At 70.6% G+C, this 20,705-nt stretch carries 19 protein-coding genes; 13 read left to right on the top strand and 6 right to left on the bottom strand.

Features of this window, described 5'->3' with window-relative positions; genetic code table 11:
- Window positions 1-248: 248 nt before the first annotated feature.
- Window positions 249-2,756, bottom strand: coding sequence for a SpoIIE family protein phosphatase (locus ACWGI8_RS17395; RefSeq protein ID WP_453661793.1), 2,508 nt, complete (start codon window positions 2,754-2,756; stop codon window positions 249-251).
- A gap of 284 nt (window positions 2,757-3,040) precedes the next feature.
- On the bottom strand, window positions 3,041-5,110 hold the full coding sequence (locus tag ACWGI8_RS17390; protein ID WP_453661791.1) for a SpoIIE family protein phosphatase: 2,070 nt from the start codon (window positions 5,108-5,110) through the stop codon (window positions 3,041-3,043).
- A gap of 545 nt (window positions 5,111-5,655) precedes the next feature.
- Here ACWGI8_RS17390 and ACWGI8_RS17385 point away from each other — a divergent pair.
- Window positions 5,656-7,371, top strand: a complete 1,716-nt coding sequence (locus ACWGI8_RS17385; protein WP_453661797.1) for an ABC transporter ATP-binding protein — start codon at window positions 5,656-5,658, stop codon at window positions 7,369-7,371.
- Between the two features lie 71 nt (window positions 7,372-7,442).
- Here the strand turns inward: ACWGI8_RS17385 and ACWGI8_RS17380 are convergent, their stop codons facing one another.
- Window positions 7,443-7,865, bottom strand: coding sequence for a hypothetical protein (locus ACWGI8_RS17380; protein ID WP_453661795.1), 423 nt, complete (start codon window positions 7,863-7,865; stop codon window positions 7,443-7,445).
- Window positions 7,866-8,164: 299 nt separating this feature from the next.
- Window positions 8,165-9,328 (bottom strand): NAD-dependent formate dehydrogenase, encoded by a 1,164-nt coding sequence (locus tag ACWGI8_RS17375; RefSeq protein WP_453661789.1) that lies wholly within the window; start codon window positions 9,326-9,328, stop codon window positions 8,165-8,167.
- Window positions 9,329-9,499: 171 nt separating this feature from the next.
- Between ACWGI8_RS17375 and ACWGI8_RS17370 the strand changes: the two genes are divergently transcribed.
- The 5 genes from ACWGI8_RS17370 to fmdA all read left to right on the top strand — a co-directional run bounded on the left by ACWGI8_RS17370 (window position 9,500) and on the right by fmdA (window position 12,714).
- A complete protein-coding gene (locus ACWGI8_RS17370) occupies window positions 9,500-9,976 on the top strand; it encodes a fluoride efflux transporter FluC (RefSeq protein WP_453661788.1) in 477 nt (158 codons plus the stop codon).
- Window positions 9,973-10,341 (top strand): fluoride efflux transporter CrcB, encoded by a 369-nt coding sequence (gene crcB / locus ACWGI8_RS17365; protein ID WP_453661786.1) that lies wholly within the window; start codon window positions 9,973-9,975, stop codon window positions 10,339-10,341. Before ACWGI8_RS17370 ends, crcB begins: the two co-directional genes overlap by 4 nt.
- Before the next feature lie 68 nt (window positions 10,342-10,409).
- Complete coding sequence (locus ACWGI8_RS17360; RefSeq protein ID WP_453661784.1) at window positions 10,410-10,769, top strand: FmdB family zinc ribbon protein; 360 nt, start codon at window positions 10,410-10,412, stop codon at window positions 10,767-10,769.
- Between the two features lie 33 nt (window positions 10,770-10,802).
- Entirely contained in the window at window positions 10,803-11,441 is a 639-nt protein-coding gene (locus ACWGI8_RS17355) for an AmiS/UreI family transporter (RefSeq protein ID WP_453661782.1), read from the top strand.
- A 22-nt stretch (window positions 11,442-11,463) separates the two neighbouring features.
- Complete coding sequence (gene fmdA / locus ACWGI8_RS17350) at window positions 11,464-12,714, top strand: formamidase (RefSeq protein ID WP_453661780.1); 1,251 nt, start codon at window positions 11,464-11,466, stop codon at window positions 12,712-12,714.
- A 110-nt stretch (window positions 12,715-12,824) separates the two neighbouring features.
- Here fmdA and ACWGI8_RS17345 read toward each other — a convergent pair whose 3' ends face one another.
- On the bottom strand, window positions 12,825-13,076 hold the full coding sequence (locus ACWGI8_RS17345) for a DUF6158 family protein (protein ID WP_453661778.1): 252 nt from the start codon (window positions 13,074-13,076) through the stop codon (window positions 12,825-12,827).
- A 285-nt stretch (window positions 13,077-13,361) separates the two neighbouring features.
- Here ACWGI8_RS17345 and ACWGI8_RS17340 point away from each other — a divergent pair, with 285 nt between their 5' ends.
- The 6 genes from ACWGI8_RS17340 to ACWGI8_RS17315 all read left to right on the top strand — a co-directional run bounded on the left by ACWGI8_RS17340 (window position 13,362) and on the right by ACWGI8_RS17315 (window position 18,867).
- Window positions 13,362-14,087, top strand: coding sequence for a response regulator transcription factor (locus tag ACWGI8_RS17340; RefSeq protein ID WP_453661776.1), 726 nt, complete (start codon window positions 13,362-13,364; stop codon window positions 14,085-14,087).
- A complete protein-coding gene (locus ACWGI8_RS17335) occupies window positions 14,084-15,571 on the top strand; it encodes a sensor histidine kinase (protein ID WP_453661775.1) in 1,488 nt (495 codons plus the stop codon). The genes ACWGI8_RS17340 and ACWGI8_RS17335 overlap by 4 nt, the downstream gene beginning before the upstream one ends.
- A 53-nt stretch (window positions 15,572-15,624) precedes the next feature.
- A complete protein-coding gene (locus ACWGI8_RS17330; protein ID WP_453661773.1) occupies window positions 15,625-16,023 on the top strand; it encodes a hypothetical protein in 399 nt (132 codons plus the stop codon).
- On the top strand, window positions 16,023-16,259 hold the full coding sequence (locus tag ACWGI8_RS17325; RefSeq protein WP_453661771.1) for a hypothetical protein: 237 nt from the start codon (window positions 16,023-16,025) through the stop codon (window positions 16,257-16,259). The genes ACWGI8_RS17330 and ACWGI8_RS17325 overlap by 1 nt, the downstream gene beginning before the upstream one ends.
- 124 nt (window positions 16,260-16,383) lie before the next feature.
- Entirely contained in the window at window positions 16,384-18,417 is a 2,034-nt protein-coding gene (locus ACWGI8_RS17320; protein WP_453661769.1) for a SpoIIE family protein phosphatase, read from the top strand.
- Between the two features lie 36 nt (window positions 18,418-18,453).
- Entirely contained in the window at window positions 18,454-18,867 is a 414-nt protein-coding gene (locus tag ACWGI8_RS17315) for an ATP-binding protein (RefSeq protein ID WP_453661767.1), read from the top strand.
- Window positions 18,868-18,926: 59 nt separating this feature from the next.
- On the opposite strand, the gene ACWGI8_RS17310 is transcribed toward ACWGI8_RS17315, so the two are convergent.
- On the bottom strand, window positions 18,927-19,652 hold the full coding sequence (locus ACWGI8_RS17310; RefSeq protein WP_453661765.1) for a TetR/AcrR family transcriptional regulator: 726 nt from the start codon (window positions 19,650-19,652) through the stop codon (window positions 18,927-18,929).
- A gap of 91 nt (window positions 19,653-19,743) precedes the next feature.
- On the opposite strand from ACWGI8_RS17310, the gene ACWGI8_RS17305 reads away from it, so the two are divergent.
- Window positions 19,744-20,705 (top strand): aldo/keto reductase (locus ACWGI8_RS17305; RefSeq protein ID WP_453661764.1); only part of this gene is annotated, 962 nt, incomplete at its 3' end.

The raw sequence follows: 20,705 nt of genomic DNA, 5'->3' as shown, positions 1-20,705 counted from the left end.
TCGTCCTCGTACTGGGCGTACTTGGACGATCCCGACAACGCGGCGTGGGGGCACCTCCCGTGCCCGAAGGGCTACGGGGGAGTGCGTGCCGGGCGGCGCGAAGCAGGCGGGAGATAGGACTTACTCGTCCAGGGCCGCCCGGCCGGTTCACGGCATGCTCACCGGTCCCCGTCCGTCACCGGCGCCCCGGGCTGCCGCGCGTCGCCGCAGCAGGCTGTCCCCGTCGATCCACCGTGGCGCCCACTCGGTCACGGCGGAGGCAAGGCCTGTTCGGACCAGACCGTCTTGCCCTCACGCGTGTAGCGGCTTCCCCAGCGGTGCGAGAGCTGGGCGACGAGGTACAGGCCGCGGCCGCCCTCCTCGGAGGTCCTGGCGCGGCGCATCCTCGGCTGTGTGTTGCTGGGGTCGGACACTTCGCAGGTGAGGGCGCCCGCGCGGATGAGCCGGAGCCGGACGGGGCCGCCGGCGTACCGGATGGCGTTGGTGACCAGCTCGCTGGCGATGAGTTCCGTGGTGAACGCCAGTTCGTCGAGGTCCCACCGGCTCAGCTGGTCCACGACGAGATGGCGCGCGTCACCGACGACCGAGGGGTCGGCGACGAGCTGCCACGTGGCGCTGGAGTCGTCCGGTACCGCCCGCGCGCGGGCGAGCAGCAGCGTGACGTCGTCCTTCAGCCGCCCCGGCGGCAGACCGGCGACGATGTCGTGCCGGGCGTCGCGCAGGGGCCGGCCGATCACGTCCGCGCGCACGAGGCGGTCCGCCAGGTCCCGCATGCCCTCGTCGATGTCGCCCTCTCCGCGCTCGATCAAGCCGTCGGTGTACATGGCCAGGACACTGCCCGGTGGCAGCTGGGCCTCCGCCGGTTCGAAGGGCCAGCCGCCCACGCCCAGGGGAGGGCCGGGGCTGAGCTCGACGTACTGCACCGTGCCGTCCGGAGCGACGACGGCCGGCGGCGGGTGTCCTGCGCTCGCCATGACGAACTGCCGCGTCAAGGGGTCGTAGACGGCATACAGGCAGGTGGCGCCGGCGGGTCCGGGGGGCTGCGCGAGGGTCTCTCCGCCGTCGCCCGCCTCGCCGCTCTCGGCCTCCGCGGCGACCTGCAGGACCAGGTCGTCCACGTGCACCAGCAGCTCGTCGGGTTCCAGTTCGAGATCGGCCAGTGCGCGCACGGCGCTGCGCAGACGCCCCATCATGGCCGTGGCGTGCAGGCCGTGACCGGCGACGTCGCCGACCACCAGAGCCACGCGGGCCGAGGACAGCGGGACGACGTCGAACCAGTCGCCGCCCACGCCGCTGTCGGCGTCGGCGGGCAGATAGACGCTGGCGGCCTCCAGCGCGGGCGTCTCGGACGTCGCCGGAGGGAGGAGGCTGCGCTGCAGGCCCACGGCCATCCGGCGCTCCTTGGTGTACCGGCGGGCGTTGTCCACGGCCAGCGCGGCACGGGCGGCGATCTCCTCCAGGAGTGCCAGATCGTCCTCGTCCAGCGGAGGGCTGTTCCCCGTGCGCCACAGCGTGAGCCGGCCGAGCATGACTCCCCGTGCCCGGAGCGGCGCGCTCATCGCGGAATGGGCCCCGGGGAGCGCGGTGGCCCACTCCGGAGGTGCGCCGTCCTCCGTCGCGGCCGCCTGTCCGTCGAGCCCTGTGATCAGTACGCCCTGGCAATGCCGCGCCGGACCGGGCGGCTCTTCCGCGGCGGCGGCCGGGGCGGGCTCTGCCGGGGCCGCGGACGTGGCCGCGGACGTGGCCTCGACCGGGGCCGGGACCAGGACCTGGGCCGTGCCCGTCCGCAGCACACCGGCCTCCGCTCCGGCCACGGCCGTCCGGAGCAGAACGAGCGGATGACGCCCGTCGGCGGCCGGCTCGCCGCCGGTCAGCACGGTCTCCGCAAGATCCACCGCGGCGGAGTCACCGAGCGCGGGCGCCAGGACTCCCGCCATGTCCTCGATGGTGCGCAGGACGGACAGGGAACCGCTCAGTGCCGTGGTGGCGCGGTACAGCAGGTCCAGCCGGCCACGGGCCCGTTCGTGGTCGGTGACGTCGGTGAACACCGCCGCCACACCCATCGGATGTCCCTCGGACTCCTGGAGGCGGAACGCCTGGATGGCCAGGATCCGGCCGCCTCTGGGGTCCTCCAGGGTGCGCGCGACGGCGTTGAAGCCGGTCAGCGGGTTCCCGGTGCGCAGCACTTCTCGTAGCGGGTCCTCGATGGCGCGCGCGTCCTCGGCGTACAGGAAGTCCCCCAGGCGATGCCCGCTCAATGCGGTGGGCACCCCGGTGTACGGCAGCAGGTGGGTGTTCGTACGCAGCAGACGCAGGCTCGCGTCGAACACGGCCAGCCCCACCCGTCCTTGCAGGAACAGCTCCTGTGTGAAGGCACGGTCCTGGCGCCACTGCGCGACCAGCTCGGTGGGAGCGCCGAGTACGAGACAGCGCGCCGCGCCCTCGTGTCCGCCGTCGTTCAGCAGGAGGACACGGAAACCGACCTTCAGGTCGCCTCCGGACCCGTGCCGCAGGGTGGCCCGGCCGTCCCACCCGTCCCGCGCCGACGGATCCCTCTGCGCCAGGACCGCGTCCCAGCTGTTCACGTCCGCCAGGAGATCGCGCACCGGCCGGCCGCACACATCGCTGGACGGCCGCTGCAGGAGAGCTTCGGCTGCCGCCGTCCAGGCCACGACTGTCCCGGCATCGTCCAGCAGGGCCGCGGCCGTGTTGGTGATGGCGAAGGGGTAGTCCTGGCTGTCGTCGATGGCGCCCATGCGGGTTCGTCCCGTCCGCTGTTCCGGCCGTTCTCATGATCCTCCATGCCCGGAACGGAGGCCAGGCGCGCTACGCCGTACGCGTCCCGTAGGCGTCCCCGGCGTGGATCAAGATCCGAACGACAGGCCCTAAGGGCTGTCCCGTAATCCCCACGACGACAGCTACGGCACCTCGCTGCGTTGTCGGATCGCCCGAATACGCCCAGTATGAGGACGACCCTCCGCCTTGCGATGCACCGCATCTGACGCCGCGCGCTGATCCACCGGGGATTACGGGACAGCCCTTAGCCGGCCCGAGGTCGCAGAGTCCTTGCGAGGAGCATCGCCACATCGTCCTCGGCCGCCGTGGGCAGCAGTCGGCCGAGGACTTCGTCGCAGATCTCCTCCAGCGGGTGGCCGAGGTGCGTCAGCGCCCCGGCGAGCTGAGCCATGCCCTGGTCGAGGTCTCTGTCGCGGGCCTCGATGAGGCCGTCGGTGTAGAGCACCAGCAGGCTGCCCGGAGGCAGCGGCACCTGTTCGGTCCGGAAGTCCTGTCCGCCCGCTCCCAGGGGCGTGCCCGAGGAGCCGTCGAGGAATGTGACCGTCCCCCGGGCATCGACCATGGCCGGTGGTGGATGGCCGGCCCTGGCGATCACGCAGCCGCCGGCGGCCGGGTCGTGGACCGCGTACACGCACGTCGCCATTTCGTTCTCCCCCAGGTCGGCCACTGCCACGTCCAGGGAGCGGAGCATCTGGGCCGGGGGGATGTCGTGCCGGGCCAGCGTGCGCACCGCGGTGCGCAGCTGGCCCATGACGGCCGCCGCATGGATTCCGTGCCCCATGACGTCCCCGATGGCCAGCCCGGTTCTGCCTCCGGGGAGGGTGATGACGTCGAACCAGTCGCCGCCGACATCGTGGTCGCTGGCAGGGAGGTAGCGCCCGGTGAGTTCCAGGCCGGTCACTTCGGGCAGCGCGTTGTTCGTGAGGCTGCGCTGCAGGGTGAGGGCCGCCTCACGCCGGCTGGTGTACATGCGCGCGTTGTCGATGTGCAGTGCCGCACGGGCGACCAGGTCGTCGATGAGCACCCGGTCCTGTTCGTCGAACCGTTCCCGGTCGCGCGTGCGTGTCAGTACCACTGTGCCGAGGACCGTGCCGCGGGCGACCAGCGGGACCAGTCGCGCGCAGCCGATGCGGGTACCGAAGTACGTACGCAGCCGCTCGCCCTGCGGGCCGGGGAACAGCGTCGGGAGATCGCTCCGGTAGAGGTTCATGGGACGCCCCCCGGCGATGACCCGTTCGTACACCGAGCCGAGCGGGACCTGGAAGGTCGCGCCCACACTCAGCTTCACGGTGGGGGCGTCCGGATCGGGGAACACGGCGGCCATCCGGCGCAGGACCCCCTGGCAGGACGCGGCGGGCTCATCCGGGCCGAGCACTTCCTCCAGGAGCTGTACGTCGGCCGAGTCGGCCACCCGGGGCACCAGCATCTGCACGACTTCTTCGGCGGTCTGCCGCAGATCCAGGGTCGTCCCGATGCGCGCGCCGGCCTCGGCCAGCAGCGCGAAGCGCCGCCGGGCCCGCTCGGCCTGGACCTGCGCCTCCTGCTGATCGGTGATGTCGATCAGGGAGGCGATCAGTCCCAGGCTCCGCCCGCCGCCGTCGAGCAGCGGGGCGAAGGAGCAGGACCACATCCGGTCGTGATCGGGATCGGCCGGGGTACGACCGGTCCCCCGCTCGTCGACCACCGCCTCACCGCGCTTCAGGACCTCTCGCATCAGTGTCTCGAGGGCCTCGACGTTGACCCCCGGCACGACCTCGGTGGGCCGCTTGCCGAGGTGCCGGGCCGCGGGGACGCCGTTCATACGCGCCAGCGCGTCGTTGACCCTCAGATAGCGCAGATCGGGCCCGAGCATGGCCAGCCCGATGGGTGACTGGGCGAAGAGGCCTTCCAGGGCCGCCAGCGAATCCCGCATGCGCAGTACCGCGGACGTCTCCACGGCGATGACCATGACGCCCGTCTCCCCCTGCGGATCCCCGGAGGGGCAGATCCACATCTCCATCTGCACGAAGTGTCCGTCGCGGTGGCGGACCGGGAGCGTCCCGATCACCGCCTCACCCGCCAGGACCCGCTCCGCGAGCTCCTCGGCCAGCTTCCAGTTGGCCTCGGGCACCAGAGCCGGGATGACGTGGCGGCCGAGCACCTCTTCCGGCAGGCGGCCCAGCAGGTCCTGGGCGGCGAGCGACCACTCCACGAGGAGCCCCTGCGCATCGGTCCTCCACAGCGCGATCGGAAGCAGGTCGCGGAGCGCTCCCGCGTACCCGACCGCCGTCAGGGGCTGGTCCGGCACATCGCTCGCCGGCTCGTGTGTGTCCAACGCATCGACCTAACCCCGGGGAGCGTGGGGCGCTCCGCCTGCCGGGCACTCGTGGCGCTCTTCCGGCCGAGCGCTGCGGGCACACGGCGAGTGCAGCACTTCGGCGCAATTCATACGAAATCACACTAACCGAGGCGGGGATGCGAGGCGGGCCGGTGGCTCCCCCTGCCCCCGCCGGGGCCGACACGGCAGGAGCCGACGCCTTGTCATGTCCGCCGCATCCGGTCGCCCGGTCGTCGTGCCCGCCACGTGCGACGAGTGCGCCGCTGTGGCACCGATCGGCTCCCGTCCCTCAACCCCCGCACCCGGCGACGCGTCTGGATTCGCGTGGGCAGCACCCTCCGTCCATGCCCCGCCCCGGCGTGGACGTAGCCTGATGCCTCCCCGCCCAGGCGGTCCCCGGCCCACCGACACCACCATGACGAGGAGCGCCCGTGGCCACCACGGCAGAATCCGCCCCACCGGCCCCGCGCGCGGAGGCCACCCAGGCCGCCGCGTCCCCCGCGCCCGCCACGCCCGCCACGCCCGCCACGCCCGCCTGGCGCATGCTCCTCGAATACGTACGGCCGCACCGCTGGACGCTGCTCGCCGGAGCCGTGCTGGCGCTGGTCACCGGGGCCACCGGGCTGGCGCTGCCGCTGGTGGCCAAGTCCCTGATCGACGCTCTCTCCCACGGGCGCTCGATCACCGGCGCTCTGCTTTTGATGTCGGCTCTGGTCATCGCCAACGCGGGGATCGGCGCGCTCGGTGCCTACGTCCTCAGGCGCACCGCGGAGTCGGTCGTACTCGGCGCGCGGCGCACCCTGTCGTCGTACCTGCTGCGACTGCGCATAGCCGCCGTGGACCGCAGCGAACCCGGCGACCTGATGGCCCGCGTCACCTCCGACACCACGCTGCTGCGTGAGGTCACCACCGACTCCCTGGTGGGCATCGGCACCGGCGGGCTCACGCTCGTCGCCACGCTGGTGATGATGGGCCTGGTCGACCCGGTCCTGCTGGCCGTCACTCTCGGCGTGGTGCTGGGCGCGGGCACGGTGATCGGCGTGATCGTGCCCCGGATCAACAAGGCCAGCAGGCAGGCACAGGACGCGGTCGGGGCGATGGGCGCGTCCCTGGAGCGCATCCTCGGCGCGCTGCGCACCGTCAAGGCGTCGGGCGCCGAACACCGCGAGGAGCGGACCGTGCACGCGGCCGCCGAGGAGTCCTGGCGGCAGAGCGTGCGGGCGGCCAAGTGGTCGGCACTGGCCGGGAACACGGCCGGTCTGTCGATGCAGATCGCATTCATCACCGTGCTCGCGGTCGGCGGCGCCCGGGTCGCGACCGACGCGATCGACGTCGGCACTCTGGTCGCCTTCCTGCTGTACGTCTTCTACCTCATGTCGCCGATCCAGTCGGTCGTCGGCGCCGTCACCCAGTACCAGGCCGGAGCTGCCGCCCTCGCCCGTATCCAGGAGGCACTGCGGCTGCCGGCCGAGCCGCCGGCCCGGCCCGCACCCCTGCCCGCGGCCGGCTCCGAGCCCGCCGCGCTGGCCTTCGAGGACGTTCTGTTCCGTTACGCGGACGATCTGCCGTACGTCCACCACGGCGTGAGCTTTGCCGTACCGCCGCGCGGCATGACGGCCTTCGTCGGCCCTTCGGGTGCGGGAAAGACCACGGTCTTCTCACTCATCGAGCGGTTCTACGACCCCGGTGCGGGGCGGATCACGCTCGACGGCCGCGACCTGGCCCAGTGGGACATACCCGAGCTGCGTTCCGCGATCGGCTACGTCGAGCAGGACGCCCCGGTGCTCTCCGGCACGCTGCGGGACAACGTGCTGCTCGGCAATCCCGACGCCGACGACGGCGACCTGCTCCGCGTGCTGAGGACCACCCGGCTCGACGGTCTCGTCGATCGTCTCCCGAAGGGTCTGGACACCCTCGTCGGCCATCGCGGCACCAAGCTGTCCGGTGGCGAGCGCCAGCGCGTCGCGATCGCCCGGGCGCTGCTGCGCCGCCCCCGGCTGCTCCTGCTCGACGAGGCCACCAGCCAGCTCGATGCCGTCAACGAAGCCGCGCTGCGTGACACCGTCGCCGATGTCGCACGTACCACCACCGTGATGGTGGTGGCCCACCGGCTGTCCACCGTCACCATGGCCGACCGCATCGTCGTCATGGACGCGGGCCGGGTACGCGCCGTGGGCACTCACCGCGAACTGGTCGCCGCCGACCCGCTCTATGCCGAGCTCGCCGCCACCCAGTTCCTCGCCACCGCCGACCAGTGACTGAGCAGTGACTGAGCAGTAATGACGGATCCCTCGCCAATGGCGAGGGATCCGTCGTCACAGCCGGCTCGTCAGAGCTTTCCGCCGATCTCGCAGGCCTGGCACGGCGGCCGGCCGCAGGTGCACTGCATGATGGCTTCGAGGACGTCGCGATCGTGGTAGAGGCATTCGTCCTTGCAGGTGTGGCGCGGGATGAAGCCGGCCTGGATCTCACCGGGCCACGCCTCGTGGCCGTCCCGGCAGCGGATGAACCGCTCGGGGTCGGTGGCATGCAGGTCGTGCATGTTCGACCGCGCCTCGTCCTCCAGCTCCCGTACCCGCGCCACCAGGGCCTTGAGCTCGGTGGCGATGTTCGAGTACCGGTCGGCGCCGGTCCGTACGTGCGCGGCCCGCAGGGCCATTGCTGCGTTGCCCAGGAACCTGCCGGCATCCTGAAGATCGGTCACGTGATGCATCTGAATGCCGTTCACGCCCCGGACCCACACGGCGTCCATGCTCACTGATCCACCTCTCCGGCCTCACCCTGGTATTCCTGCGAAGCGCTAATCTCCTCGGATATGCGCGGCGCCGATGCCACTGCATTCGAAAGAAAAATGTAATTAACGACGCTAAAGCTCTTCGCCGCCCCCGTCCAGTAAAAATGCAGTGAACCGGCTCACAGCAGTCAAGGGGCCCCGAAAGGTGACATTGCCCGCCCACGCGGCCATCCGCGTGGTTGATCTTCCACTCATTTTCCGGCGAGCTGGGCCGACCTGAGCTGAGCCGGTCCGATCTGATCCGATCTGATTCCTTGCTATCCGGCGACGGTGTAGGAGCGCGCCCCCGCCCCGGCCAGTCCGCCACCGTCGACGATCAGGTACTCCGGGCGAATGGGGCGTCCGTCGAGCCAGCACTCCAGAATCTCCCGGGCGCCCGCCGCGTACCGCGCCTGCGCCGAGAGGGTCGACCCGGACACATGCGGCGTCATCGCCTCGTGCGGCATGGTGCGCCAGGGATGGTCGGGCGGCGGCGGCTGCGGATACCAGACGTCACCGGCGTAGCCGGCCAGCTGGCCGCTCTTCAGGGCACGCACCACGGCGTCCCGGTTGACGATGAGGGCGCGTGCGGTGTTGACGATGTACGAACCGCGCTTCATGGCCCCGATCAGGTCCTCGTCGAAGAGGTTCTGCGTCTGCGGATGCAGGGGCGTGTGGATCGACAGCACATCGATCGCAGGGGCCAGGGAACGGACGTCGGGATGCCAGTTCAGCGCAAGCTCCTCCTCGACCTCCCGAGGCAGCCGGTGCACGTCGCAGTAGTGCAGGGTGACGTCGAACGGCACGAGGCGGCGCAGTACCGCCTGGCCGATACGGCCCGATCCGAGCACGCCGACGTGCATGCCTTCCAGGTCGTAGGCGCGCGACACACTGTCGGCGATGTTCCAGCCCTTCTTGGTGGTCACCCACTCATGAGCCGGCATGTAGTTGTGCACCAGGGTGAGGATCTGCATCACGGCGTGCTCGGACACACTGATGCTGTTGCTGAAAGTCACCTCGGCCACGGTCATGCCATGGGAGATGGCGCTCGGCAGATCGACGTGGTCCGACCCGATCCCCGCGGTGATCGCGAGTCTGAGTTGGGGAGCCGCGGCGATCCGCTCGGGGGTCAGATAGGCGGGCCAGAACGGCTGCGAGATGACCACGTCGGTGTCGGGGAGCTCGCGGTCCAGGGTGGAGTCCGCCCCTTCCTTGTCGCTCGTGACGACGAAGGTGTGACCCCGGTCCTCCAGGAACCGGCGCAGTCCCAGTTCTCCGGAGACGCAGCCGAGGAGGTGCCCCGGGGTGAAATCGATGGCTTGCGGGGTCGGCGCGGTCTGACCGCCCGGATAGCCGGTGATGGTGGGAATCTCGTCGCGGGCGTAGTCGGGAGGATAACCGCCCACGGGGTCCGGATAGAGCACCGCAAGGATTTTTGCCATGGCCGTCCTCCATCGGTGCGGCCACTGCTCCGGTGAACGGGTAGGGCACCGGTAAACCGGTCGAACACCGATGATCTTGAATTTTAGTCGAGTGTGCGTCGCCGCTGCAATCCCCAGGGATAATGGGGAGGTGTTCCGATGGATAGGGATGCTGCTATTTCGATGAGGCCTGTGGCGGGAGTTCGGGAGCCGTTCCGCGCGCGTCTGCGCGCGGGCGTCCTGGCGGCGGTCGCGCTCGGCGGCCTGCTGGGCGGGACGGCCCGTTACGCACTGGGGCTGGCCTTCCCCACGCCCGGGGCGACGTTCCCGTGGACGACGTTCGCCGTCAACGTGTCCGGATCGTTCATGCTGGCACTACTGCTCGTGTATGTGCTCGAGATCTGGCCGCCTACCCGGTACGTGCGGCCGTTCGCCGCCGTCGGCTTCCTCGGCGCCTTCACCACCTTCTCGACCTGGATGGTCGACACCGATCGCCTGCTGGGCCACGGCCACTACGCAGCCGCGGCGTTGAACATCTTCGGGAGCCTCTTCGCCGGCCTGGCCGCCACCGTTCTGGGCCTGGCCATCGGCAGGCTGACGCTGGCCTGGCGTATACAGCTCGACGCGCGGCGCGGGCGCGCCCGCCGACACGGCTGGTGGGTACGGTGATCACCCTGCTCGCCGTCGGTGCGGCGGCCGCAGTCGGGGCAGTTGCGCGTTACGTACTCGACCAGTACGTGCAGTACCGGAGCCCGGGCGCGTTCCCACGCGGCACCTGGCTGATCAACGTGACCGGCTCGTTCGTGCTGGGGCTTCTGGTGGGCCTCGGCGCACGGCACGCACTGCCGGAGCAGGTCGTGACCATTGCCGGCATCGGTTTCTGCGGCGCCTATACGACGTTCTCCACATTCAGTTACGAGTTGGTCCACCTGTGCGAGAAAGGGCAGGTCGGCAAATCCCTGCTGTACGCCGCTTCGAGTCTCGCGGTGGGTCTTGCGGCAGCAGCGGCGGCGCTGACCGTCGGGTCGTTCTGAGAAGGTCCAGGCCTGGCCGTCCGGTACTTGACACGTAGATTTGCGAGACGTCTCCTTGAAGGTAGGAAATGCGCTGTGGCGGTGCGCTGATCAGGGCGCACCGCACGCACTCGGGTTGGCCAGCGTGCACCGGCATCCGGAGGCTGCTGATGGCAACCTATGAATATCTATGCAGCCGATGTGGGCCTTTCGACGTGAAGTTGGCGATCGGAACGGCGCCCAAGAATTACGGCTGCCCTGTTTGCGCAGGCGCTGCGAGACGTGTGTACTCCTCGCCCGGCCTCACGCTGACCTCGCACGCGGTCGCCGCCCTTCATAACCAGGAGGAGCAGGCCCGTGAGGCCCCGGCAGTAGTCTCCGAAGTGCCGCCACGCACAAGGGTGCCACGGCACCCGCACCCCGCGCTCTCGCGGTTGCCGCGTCCTTGAGGGCGTCCACGCGGACTTAGGAGGTGTGCCCCCGTGGGAAACGTGGGACTGCTCTTTGTCGGTGCGGTGCTCTTCCTCAACGGAATGCTGTTGCTCGGGAAGGTCGACGCCAAGTCGGCAGCGGTGTTCAACCTGTTCGTGGGTGCACTGCAGGTGCTGACGCCGACTTATCTCATCTTCGTCGCCGTCGGCGACCCCAGAGGGATTCTGGCGGCATCCGGCATCTATCTGTTCGGCTTCACCTACCTGTATGTGGGTGTGGGCCTCCTCGCCGGTCTCGACAGTACCGGCGTCGGCTACTACTCGCTGTTCGTGGCGGTTGCGGCCCTGGGGTACTCGTTCGTCAATTTCCGGATCTTCAGGGACTACCCGTTCGGGGTCATCTGGCTCTACTGGGCATTCCTGTGGTTCCTGTTCTTCCTGCTGCTCGGTCTCAAGATGGACAGCCTCCAAACCTATACGGGCTGGGTCACGGCGATCGAGGGCTGGGTCACCGGCGCGATTCCCGCGGCGCTGCTGCTCTCCGGTTACTGGGTGAGCCCCACCGAAACCGCCATCGCGCTCGCGGTGTTCGGCGTGGTGGTGTTCGGGGCGCTGTGGCCGTTCACCCGGAGTTCGCGGCAGCCGGCCCCGGCCACCACGGCGGCCGGAAGCGCGAGCGCACCAACGTGACCGGATCAAATGAGGAGTTGTTATGCCCGAAATCATCTTCAATGTGGACCACAGCAAGTCGATGCGTGACCAGGACGTGCCCGGACACAACAGGTGGCACCCGGACGTCCCCACCGTCGCCATGGTCAAGCCGGGAGCAGAGTTCCGCCTGGAGTGCCGCGACTGGACCGACTGCCAGGTCGGCAACAACGACTCCGCCAACGACGTACGCGACATCGACCTGACCATCCCTCACATGCTCAGCGGCCCGATAGGCGTGGAGGGCGCCGAGCCCGGCGACCTGCTCGTCGTCGACATCCTCGACCTCGGCCCCGTGCCGCAGCAGAGCGGCGACGCGGCGGGCCAGGGCTGGGGCTACACCGGCATCTTCGCCAAGGCCAACGGCGGCGGCTTCCTGACCGACTATTTCCCGGACGCCTACAAGGCGATATGGGACTTCCACGGACAGCAGGCCGTCTCCCGCCACCTTCCCGGGATCCGCTTCACCGGAATCACCCACCCCGGGCTGTTCGGCACAGCGCCGTCCGCCGAGATGCTCGCCCGCTGGAACGCCCGCGAGAAGGCGCTGATCGAAACCGACCCGAACAGGGTCCCCCCGCTCGCCGTACCGCCGGACGCCACCAACGCACTCGCCGGCACGGCCACCGGAGACGTCGCCAAGCGCATCGCCGCGGAGGGCGCACGCACGGTGCCGGCCCGCGAGAACGGAGGCAACCACGACATCAAGAACTTCACGCGCGGTTCGAGGGTCTTCTACCCCGTACACGTCAAGGACGCCAAGCTCTCCGGAGGCGACCTGCACTTCAGCCAGGGCGACGGAGAGATCACCTTCTGCGGCGCCATCGAGATGGGCGGATTCATCGACTTCCACGTCGACCTGATCAAGGGCGGCATGGAGACGTACGGCATCTCCACCAACCCCGTGTTCATTCCGGGCAACGTCGAGCCGAGGTACACGGAGTTCCTCACTTTCATCGGAATCTCCGTCGACCACGACACGGACACGAACTACTACCTCGACGCGACGCTGGCCTACCGCCGGGCCTGCCTCAACGCCGTCGAGTACTTCAAGAAGTTCGGCTACAGCGGAGAGCAGGCCTACCTGCTGCTCGGCTCCTCCCCCATAGAGGGACGTATCAGCGGCATCGTCGACATCCCCAACGCCTGCTGCTCGTTGTACGTACCCACCGCCATGTTCGACTTCGAGGTCCGTCCGAGCGCGGCCGGACCGATGAAGGCCGACCGCGGGCAGTGTGCGCTGGCCACCGCCTGACCTTACGGCCACGGCCCCGCCGTCCCGACCCCGTCCTGCGGCCGGGACGGCGTCGTACCGGGGTGCAACCCGGTCCGCACTGCCTTCGCCCAAGGCCGATGGCCCTCACCTCACGGCTGTCCGCCGCTCGCTTGGCGGGCACGTGCACCTGCGCGTGTACGGCCGGCCAACGGCGCGCGCTCAGGATGACGTCGCAGGTATTCGTTCTCCAGCGCGGCCATCCGCTGGGTGTGGGTGGCCAGCGCGTCCGCGGAACCGTGCAGCAGGGTCTCGTGGCGTGTGCGATGAACGGCTTCCAGCTCCTTGAGCAGCAGCGCTTCGTCCAGCTGCTCAGGCGCCACCCCGCGGTCCTGCTCGTTCATGACTCGGACCTCCTGATCGGTGCATCGCGCAATCGCCTCTCCGCCGCCGGTACGAGGATCGAGGTGATCCACATGCTCATGGCATGGGCTGCGGGCTCATGTATTGCGACGCTCCCAGCTTGCCCGTCCGGTGCCGGTCGGGCCAGCCGGTCCGGACGCCGGGACCGTGCGGCGCCGGACGGCGACCGGGGACCGGTCACCCGTGACTGACCGTAGCCCGTCGGCGGTCCCGGTGCGATCATCTGCACGGCACGGTGCGGCAGCGGGGAGGACGGGAGCGAGCGGATGGACGGTGACATCGGCCGGGGACGCGCGGGTCAGGGACGCGTACTCGTCGTGGACGACGATCCGGCGATCCGGCGGTCGCTGGAGCGAGGACTGCGGCTGGCCGGTTTCGCCGTGTCCCTGGCCGAGGGAGGACGGCCCGCTCTGGCGCACGTACGGCAGCGGGCAGCCGATGTCCTCGTGCTGGACATTTCCATGCCGGACATCGACGGAATCGAGGTGTGCCGGACGCTGCGCGACGACGGCAACGACGTGCCCGTCCTGATGCTGTCGGCGCTGGACGAGACAGCGGACCGGATCGCGGGACTGCAGGCAGGTGGCGACGACTATCTGGTCAAGCCGTTCGCGTTGCAGGAACTGGTGCTGCGGCTGGAGGCGCTGCTGCGCCGGCGGCCGCCCAGGGACACGGACGTGGTGCGCGTCGGTCCGCTCGTGCTCGATCCGGCGGCCCGCGAGGTACTCCTGGACGGGGAGCCACTGTCGCTGACCCGGCGCGAGTTCGAGCTGCTGGAGGTCCTCGCGCGCAACGCGGGCATCGTACTGACCAGGGATCAGCTGCTGGACCGCGTCTGGGGGTACGACTTCGACGTCCGCACCGATGCCGTCGACACCTTCGTCAGCTACCTGCGGCGCAAGCTGGAGAGCGGCGGCCGTGCGCGGCTCATCCATACGGTACGGGGAGTCGGCTTCGTCCTGCGCTGCGACGACAAGGCGGCGGACGCATGAGGCTGTCCACACGTATCGCGCTCGCCGTCGGCATCACGGTGCCGGTACTGGTGCTGGCGGCCGGCTGGCTGCTGCTCCAGCTCGTCGCGCGCGATCTGCACGCGGAGCAGGACGCTCATCTGCGGGAGCGGGCGACGCAGGTCGTCGGGGACGCGCGCCGGCTGCTGCGGGTCACCGCGGCCGACCGGCCGGCCGCGGTCGAGCAGGCGCGTGAGCGGCAGTTGTACGCCTCGGCCCTGGATGTCGGCATCCGGCTCGCCGGGCCCCACGGAACCGTCTCGGGCGGTCCTCAGCCCAGCGCTTCCGTAGCCCTTCCGGGCAGCGCGGCCAGGCCGGTGACCGTCGAGGACGGGGACGACGGCTGGCGGGTCCTGTCGGTGCGCGTACAAGGATCGCGGCCGGGTGTCGACGGCACGCTGTGGCTGTTCTCGCCCGACGCCGCGAGCCGGGACCAACTGGCGCTCGTCCGCAGGCGCGTGGTGACCGTGGCCCTGCTGGCCGCTCCGGTGGCCGGCCTGCTGGGTCTGGCGGTCGCCTCCCGGGCCGGCCGTCCGCTGCGCCGGCTCCAGCAACGGACGAGCGGACTCGACCCGAGGGCCGACGCGGCGCGGCTCGAGCACGTCCCGACGGGCGTCACCGAGGTCGACGACCTCGCCCGGACCTTGCAGACCGTGCTCGCCCGCTATGACGAACAGGCCGCCAGAACCACCGGCGCCCTGGCCACCGCACGGTCTTTCGCGGCCGCCGCCGCGCATGAACTGCGTACGCCGCTGATGAGCATGCAGACGAATCTGGACATCCTCACCGAGCACCCCGGACTGGGACCGGCGGACCGGACGGAGGTACTGAAGGATCTGCACAGTGAGCACACGCGGCTGCTGGGCCTGCTGGTGATGCTGAGGGAACTGGGCCGGGGCGACCTGGTGGAGGCCGACGCGTTCGGCCCGGTGGACCTCGGGGAGGTGATCGACGCCTCGGTCGCCGATGCCCGGCGCAGACATCCCACGGCGGAGATCAGTGTGCGCATGCTGCCGCGTCCCATCGTGTACGGATGGGAGCCAGGACTGCGTACAGTCGTCGACAACCTCCTGGCCAACGCCCTGGTCCATGGGCGCAGCGGCGACGGCCGGGCCCGTATCGAGGTGGGGCTGCGAGCGGGCGGGCACCGCTCGGCACCGGTCGCGGTGCTGACGGTGGACGACCAGGGGCCCGGGATCCCGCCCTCGCAGCGCGAGGAGGTGTTCCAGCGCTTCCGGCGCGGACCGGCCAGCCCCGGCTCCGGACTCGGCCTCACCCTCGTCGCCCAGCAGACGGCCCTGCACCGGGGACGCGTCCGGGTCCAGGACCGGCCGTCGGGCGACGGCGCCCGGTTCGAGGTCCGCCTCCCCGTGCGAGGAGAGACCGTGCCGACGTTGCCGTCGGACCGGGACTGGCTGATCGGAACGGCCCGGCACCCACAAGGTTTCCACAAAGTCGGCTCCTAACTTCTGGCCGGGCAGGCACATGGGCCTCGCCCGGCTTCAGGAGGTACACCGTCATGAGGACCGCCAAGACCGCCGCCCTGGCTCTCACCGCCGTCGCAGCCCTGTTCACCACGGCAGCCGCAGCCTCGGCCGACACCGGGAAACCTTCGCCGGAAGGCACGCCGGCCGGTGACGGTGCGCAGGCACTGTGCAAGCGGGTGCCGAAGATCGAGAAGCGGCTGGAGCGGGCTCTGGACCGCCTCGACGGCGACGCGACACAACGCGGGTCGATCAGCCGGCTGGAGAAGCGCGTCGAGAACGCCAGGAAGGCCGGTCACACCGAGATCGAGACGTATCTCAACGACAAGCTGAGCTTCCGCCGTTCTCTCGTTCCGACGCTGGAGAAGCGCCAGAAGGACCTGGCCTCGGTGAAGTCCTGGTGCAAGGCGAACAACGACGGGGCCGAGAAGTGATGGCCCCGCGACGCGCCGCCGTCGCGGCCGCGGTCGCCGTCATATGCCTCACCGGCCTCACGGGCATCACCGGCTGTGGGCAGGGCGGCAGCGGGCAGCGCAGCGACGGGACGAGCAGTGGGGCGGCCGGCGGGTCGGCAACGACCGGTCCGTCGGACGTCACGGAGATGCGCAAACTGGTGGATGCCGCGGAGTCGGCTGCCGCCGCGGCGGAATCCGCCGCCGAGGAGGACTGAATCGACCGCACTTGCCGTCGGCCCGGGCCCTGGCGGGCCGGTCTGCTCGCAGACAGTCCCCAGGGCGGTAACACTGGGACTGGGAGGGAACAGGGGGTGTCGACGCAGGGCGAGGCTGGTGTCCATGGGTGCATCCGACGTCGCGTACGGCGGCGGCGAACGCGAAGAACTCCCGGCGCGGGACTGGGCCCGTGTGGTGGTCGACGCGCGAGGCACGGTCACCGAGTGGAGCGCGGCGGCGGAGCGGCTGCTCGGCTATCCGGCGGACGAGGTGGTCGGCGCGTCCGCGGCCGCTCTGCTGGCCACGGCCCGGGACGCGGGGGCCGCCGCGGAACCGGAAGACACGGAGCATCCCGGGACCGTTCCGGCGAGCGGGCGGATCCTGCTGCGGCATCGCGACGGCCGGCCGGTGAGCTGCCTCCTGGCCGTCCGCCCCGAGGCGGACGACGGCACCGCGGCGCGCTGGGCCGTTCTCCTCGGCCCCAGGGACCGGACGGACCCGGAGGCCGACCGGGCACTTCTGGAGGTGCTGTTCACCAAGTCCCCCGTGGGCTTGGTCGTACTCGACCCGGAGCTCCGACTGCTGCGGTTCAACCCCGCCGCGGAAGGGATGCAGGGCGCGCCGGCCGCGGAGGCGTTGGGCCGTCGCCCCACCGAGGTGTGGCCCGATCTCGTGGCAGAGCAGGCGGAACGGGTGATGGGCAAGGTGCTGGAGTCGGGCGAGCCGGTGATCGGCTTCGAGAAGCGCGGCCGCCCGCCGGGCGATCCCGGGCATGAGCATGTCTATTCGGCCTCGGCGTTCCGCCTCGAGGACGCCGACGGCCGGATCCTGGGAGTCGCGGACGTGGCCGTGGACGTCACCGACCGCCACCGCGCGCAGGAGCGGCTCTCGCTGCTGGCGGAGGGCGGCGCCCGCATCGGAACCACCCTCGACGTGGTCCGCACGGCTCAGGAACTGGCTGATGTCGTCGTGCCGGGTCTCACCGACGGCGTCGCGGTCGAAGTGCTGGAGCCGGTACTGCTGGGCGGAGAGATCGAGCCCGGCCCGGTCGGTCCCGGCGCGGTGCTGCGCCGGGCCGCTTCACGGTCCCACGGGACGGACCTTCCTCCCGGCGCCTACGAGGTCGGTGAGGTCGGTACCTTCCCGTTCGCGGCACCGTCTTCCGAGGCCCTGAGCGATCTGCGGCCGCGGCTGGTCAGCCGGGTGCGCGACGACAGCGACTGGGTTCTCCGTGATCCCGTCAGAGGGCGGCGCATTCTCGAGGAGAAGATTCACTCACTGATGCTCGTGCCGCTGGTCGTCCACGACCTCGTCCTGGGGGTGGTCACCTTCTACCGCTGGGGGCCACGGGACCCCTTCCAGCAGGACGATCTGACCCTGGCCACGGGGCTCGTCCGCCGCGCGGCCGTATGCCTGGACAACGCCCGCCGCTACGTCCGCGAGCACAATTCCCTGCTGGCCCTGCGGCGCAGTCTGCTCCCGCACGAACTCCCCGAGCACAAGGGCGTCGAGGTGGCCCACGAGTACGTCCACGCCGGATCCGGCGGGGACTGGGTCGACGTCATCCCGCTGTCCGGCGCCCGGGTGGCTCTGGTCGCCGGCAGTTCCTCGGGTCACGGCATGGGGGCAGCGGCAATGATGGGGCGGTTGCACGCGGCCGTACATACGCTCTCCGACCTCGGCCTGGAGCCTGACGAACTGCTCGCCCGGCTCGACGACCTGGTGTTCCGTCTGGCCGGCGCCGACAGCCGTGCGGGAACCAACTCCCCCGAGGGATCCGAGCGGGCGGACAACGGATCCCCTGAGGTGGACAGCGGGCCCCATCGGGTGGACGCGACCGGTTCGACCTGCCTGTATCTGATCTACGATCCCGTCTCCCGGCACTGCACCATGGCCGGAGCCGGCCATCCCGGCCCGGTTGTCAGCTCTCCGGACGGGACGGTGGCGGCCTTCGATCTCCCGGCCTCCGAGCCGCTGGGCCGTCCTGGGCAGCAGTTCGGGAAGGCCGAGCTGGACCTGCCCGAGGATGCGCTGGTCACTCTGTACACCCCCGGGCTCCTCCAGGCCCACGAAGGCGGCGCGGGACGGGCCGTGCTCGAAAGCCTCGTGTGCCGGCTGCCCGGCTCCGTGCGGGAGATCTGCCGCGTGCTCACCTAACGGCTGCTGCCCGGGACACCCCGCCACGACGCGGCCGTGCTCGTCGCCCGCATCCATGCGTTGAGCGACGACGACGTCGCCTCGTGGGACCTGCCGGCCGACCCGGCCGTCGTCGCCACGGCCCGTTCCCTCGCCGCCCGGCAGCTCACCTCCTGGAGCCTGGAGGAGGAGGCGTTCACCACGGAACTCATCGTGAGCGAACTCGTCACCAACGCCATCCGGTACGCCAGAGCCCCCATCCGACTGCGTTTGATCCGTGACCGCGCGCTGACCTGCGAAGTCTCCGACGGCAGCAGCTCGGCACCCCGCCTGCGGCATGCCCGCACCACCGACGAAGGGGGCCGCGGGCTGCTCCTTGTCGCACAGCTCTCCGAGCGCTGGGGAACGCGCTTCAGCGGCGAGGGGAAGACGATCTGGACCGAGCAGCGCCTCGGCGAAGCGCCTGCGTAGCGGACGTCGGGAGGCCGTCCCCCGTTACCGGTCCGCGCGACGCACATCCGGCGGCACCGTCATTCGCCCGTGCCCCCGGACGCGATGCGCTGGAGCCATTCACGGAGCAGCGTGGCCTCGGCGGGCGTGAGCGTCTCGGACAGGTCCGGCAGGACGGCGGTGAGGGCGACGGCACGGGAGGCCGGGGTGTCCGCGCCGTCGTCCGGCCGAGGACCAGTGGTGAGGGCGGCGATGACGGTGTCGCGCGTACGGGCGGACAGTCCTGTGCTCCGGGCGGCGGGCGGGGTGGCGATCAGGGTGAGGGCGACGCCGACGCCCGCGGCCTGGACCATCTCGGCGGCGGCGCCGACCGGGAGGCGCAGACGGCCCGCCCGGGCCACCCGCTCCAGCATGCCGACCAGGATCGCGTGGGCCTCCTCCGCGGCGGCGAGGGGCTCGCCCGGGCGTATGGCGCCGTACATCAGGACGTAGAACGACGGCTGCGTCAGGCCGAAGTCGATGTGCAGGTCCCAGCCGCGCCGGAGGTCCTCGACCGGATCGTCGGTCGCCGCGAGGGTCTGCTTTCCGGCCAGGTAGCGCTCGAACCCGTACGAGGTGACTGCGTCCAGCAGTCCCTGCTTGTCGCCGAAGAGCCGGTAGAGCGTCGGCGCCTGGACACCCGCCGCCTGGACCACGGCCCGCGTGGAGACGGCGTCGCTGCCGCCCTCCGCCAGCAGATCGGCGGCGGCGACGAGGATCCGCTCGCGGGTGTCGGCACTTCTCCCGGAAGGTTTTTCGGCGGTCATGGAATCAACGCTACCCGAACCCTGTTAGCATCGATGACATCATCGCTAACATCTCAACGTTAACGTCGCTAATACCCGATTGGATCGCCCTGTGAACACCCGCGCTCTCGGCACCGGCGGCCCGGCAGTCTCCTCCCTCGGACTGGGCCTGATGGGCATGTCGGACCTGTACGGACCGGCCGACGACGCCGAGTCCATCGCCACCGTCCACGCAGCACTCGACGCCGGCATCACCCTGCTCGACACCGGCGACTTCTACGGCATGGGTCACAACGAGCTGCTGTTGCGCGACGCACTGCGCGGCCGCAACCGCGACAATGCCGTGATCAGCGTCAAGTTCGGCGCGCTGCGCGACGCCCTGGGCGGCTGGAACGGCTACGACTCCCGCCCCGACGCCGTGAAGAACTTCCTGGCCTACTCCCTGCGCCGGCTCGGCACCGACCACATCGACATCTACCGCCCGGCCCGGCTCGACCCGAAGGTGCCGATCGAGGAGACCGTCGGAGCCATCGCCGAGATGGTCCAGGCCGGACTCGTCCGCCACATCGGCCTGTCCGAGGTGGGCGCCGACACCCTGCGCCGGGCCCAGGCCGTGCACCCCATCGCCGACCTGCAGATCGAGTACTCGCTGCTGTCCCGCGGCATCGAGGAGACGATCCTGCCCACCGCCCGCGAGCTGGGCATCGGCATCACCGCCTACGGCGTGCTCTCCCGCGGTCTGCTCTCCGGCCACTGGAGCAAGGACCGCGAGCTGGGCGCCCAGGACTTCCGCGGCGTCAGCCCGCGCTTCCAGGGCGACAACCTCGAACGCAACCTCGGCCTGGTCGAGGCGCTGCGGAAGATCGCCGAGACCAAGGGCGCCACGGTCGCCCAGGTCGCCATCGCCTGGGTGGCCGCGCAGGGTCGGGACATCGTGCCGCTCGTCGGCGCCCGCCGCCGTGAGCGCCTGTCCGAGGCCCTCGGCGCTGGCGCCGTGACGCTCACCGCGTCCGACCTCGACGCCATCGAGCAGGCCGTTCCGGCCGGCTCCGCGGCCGGCACCCGCTATGCCAC

This window comes from Streptomyces sp. NPDC054841 (assembly GCF_053611045.1).
This window is presented reverse-complemented; position numbering and strand designations above follow the sequence as displayed.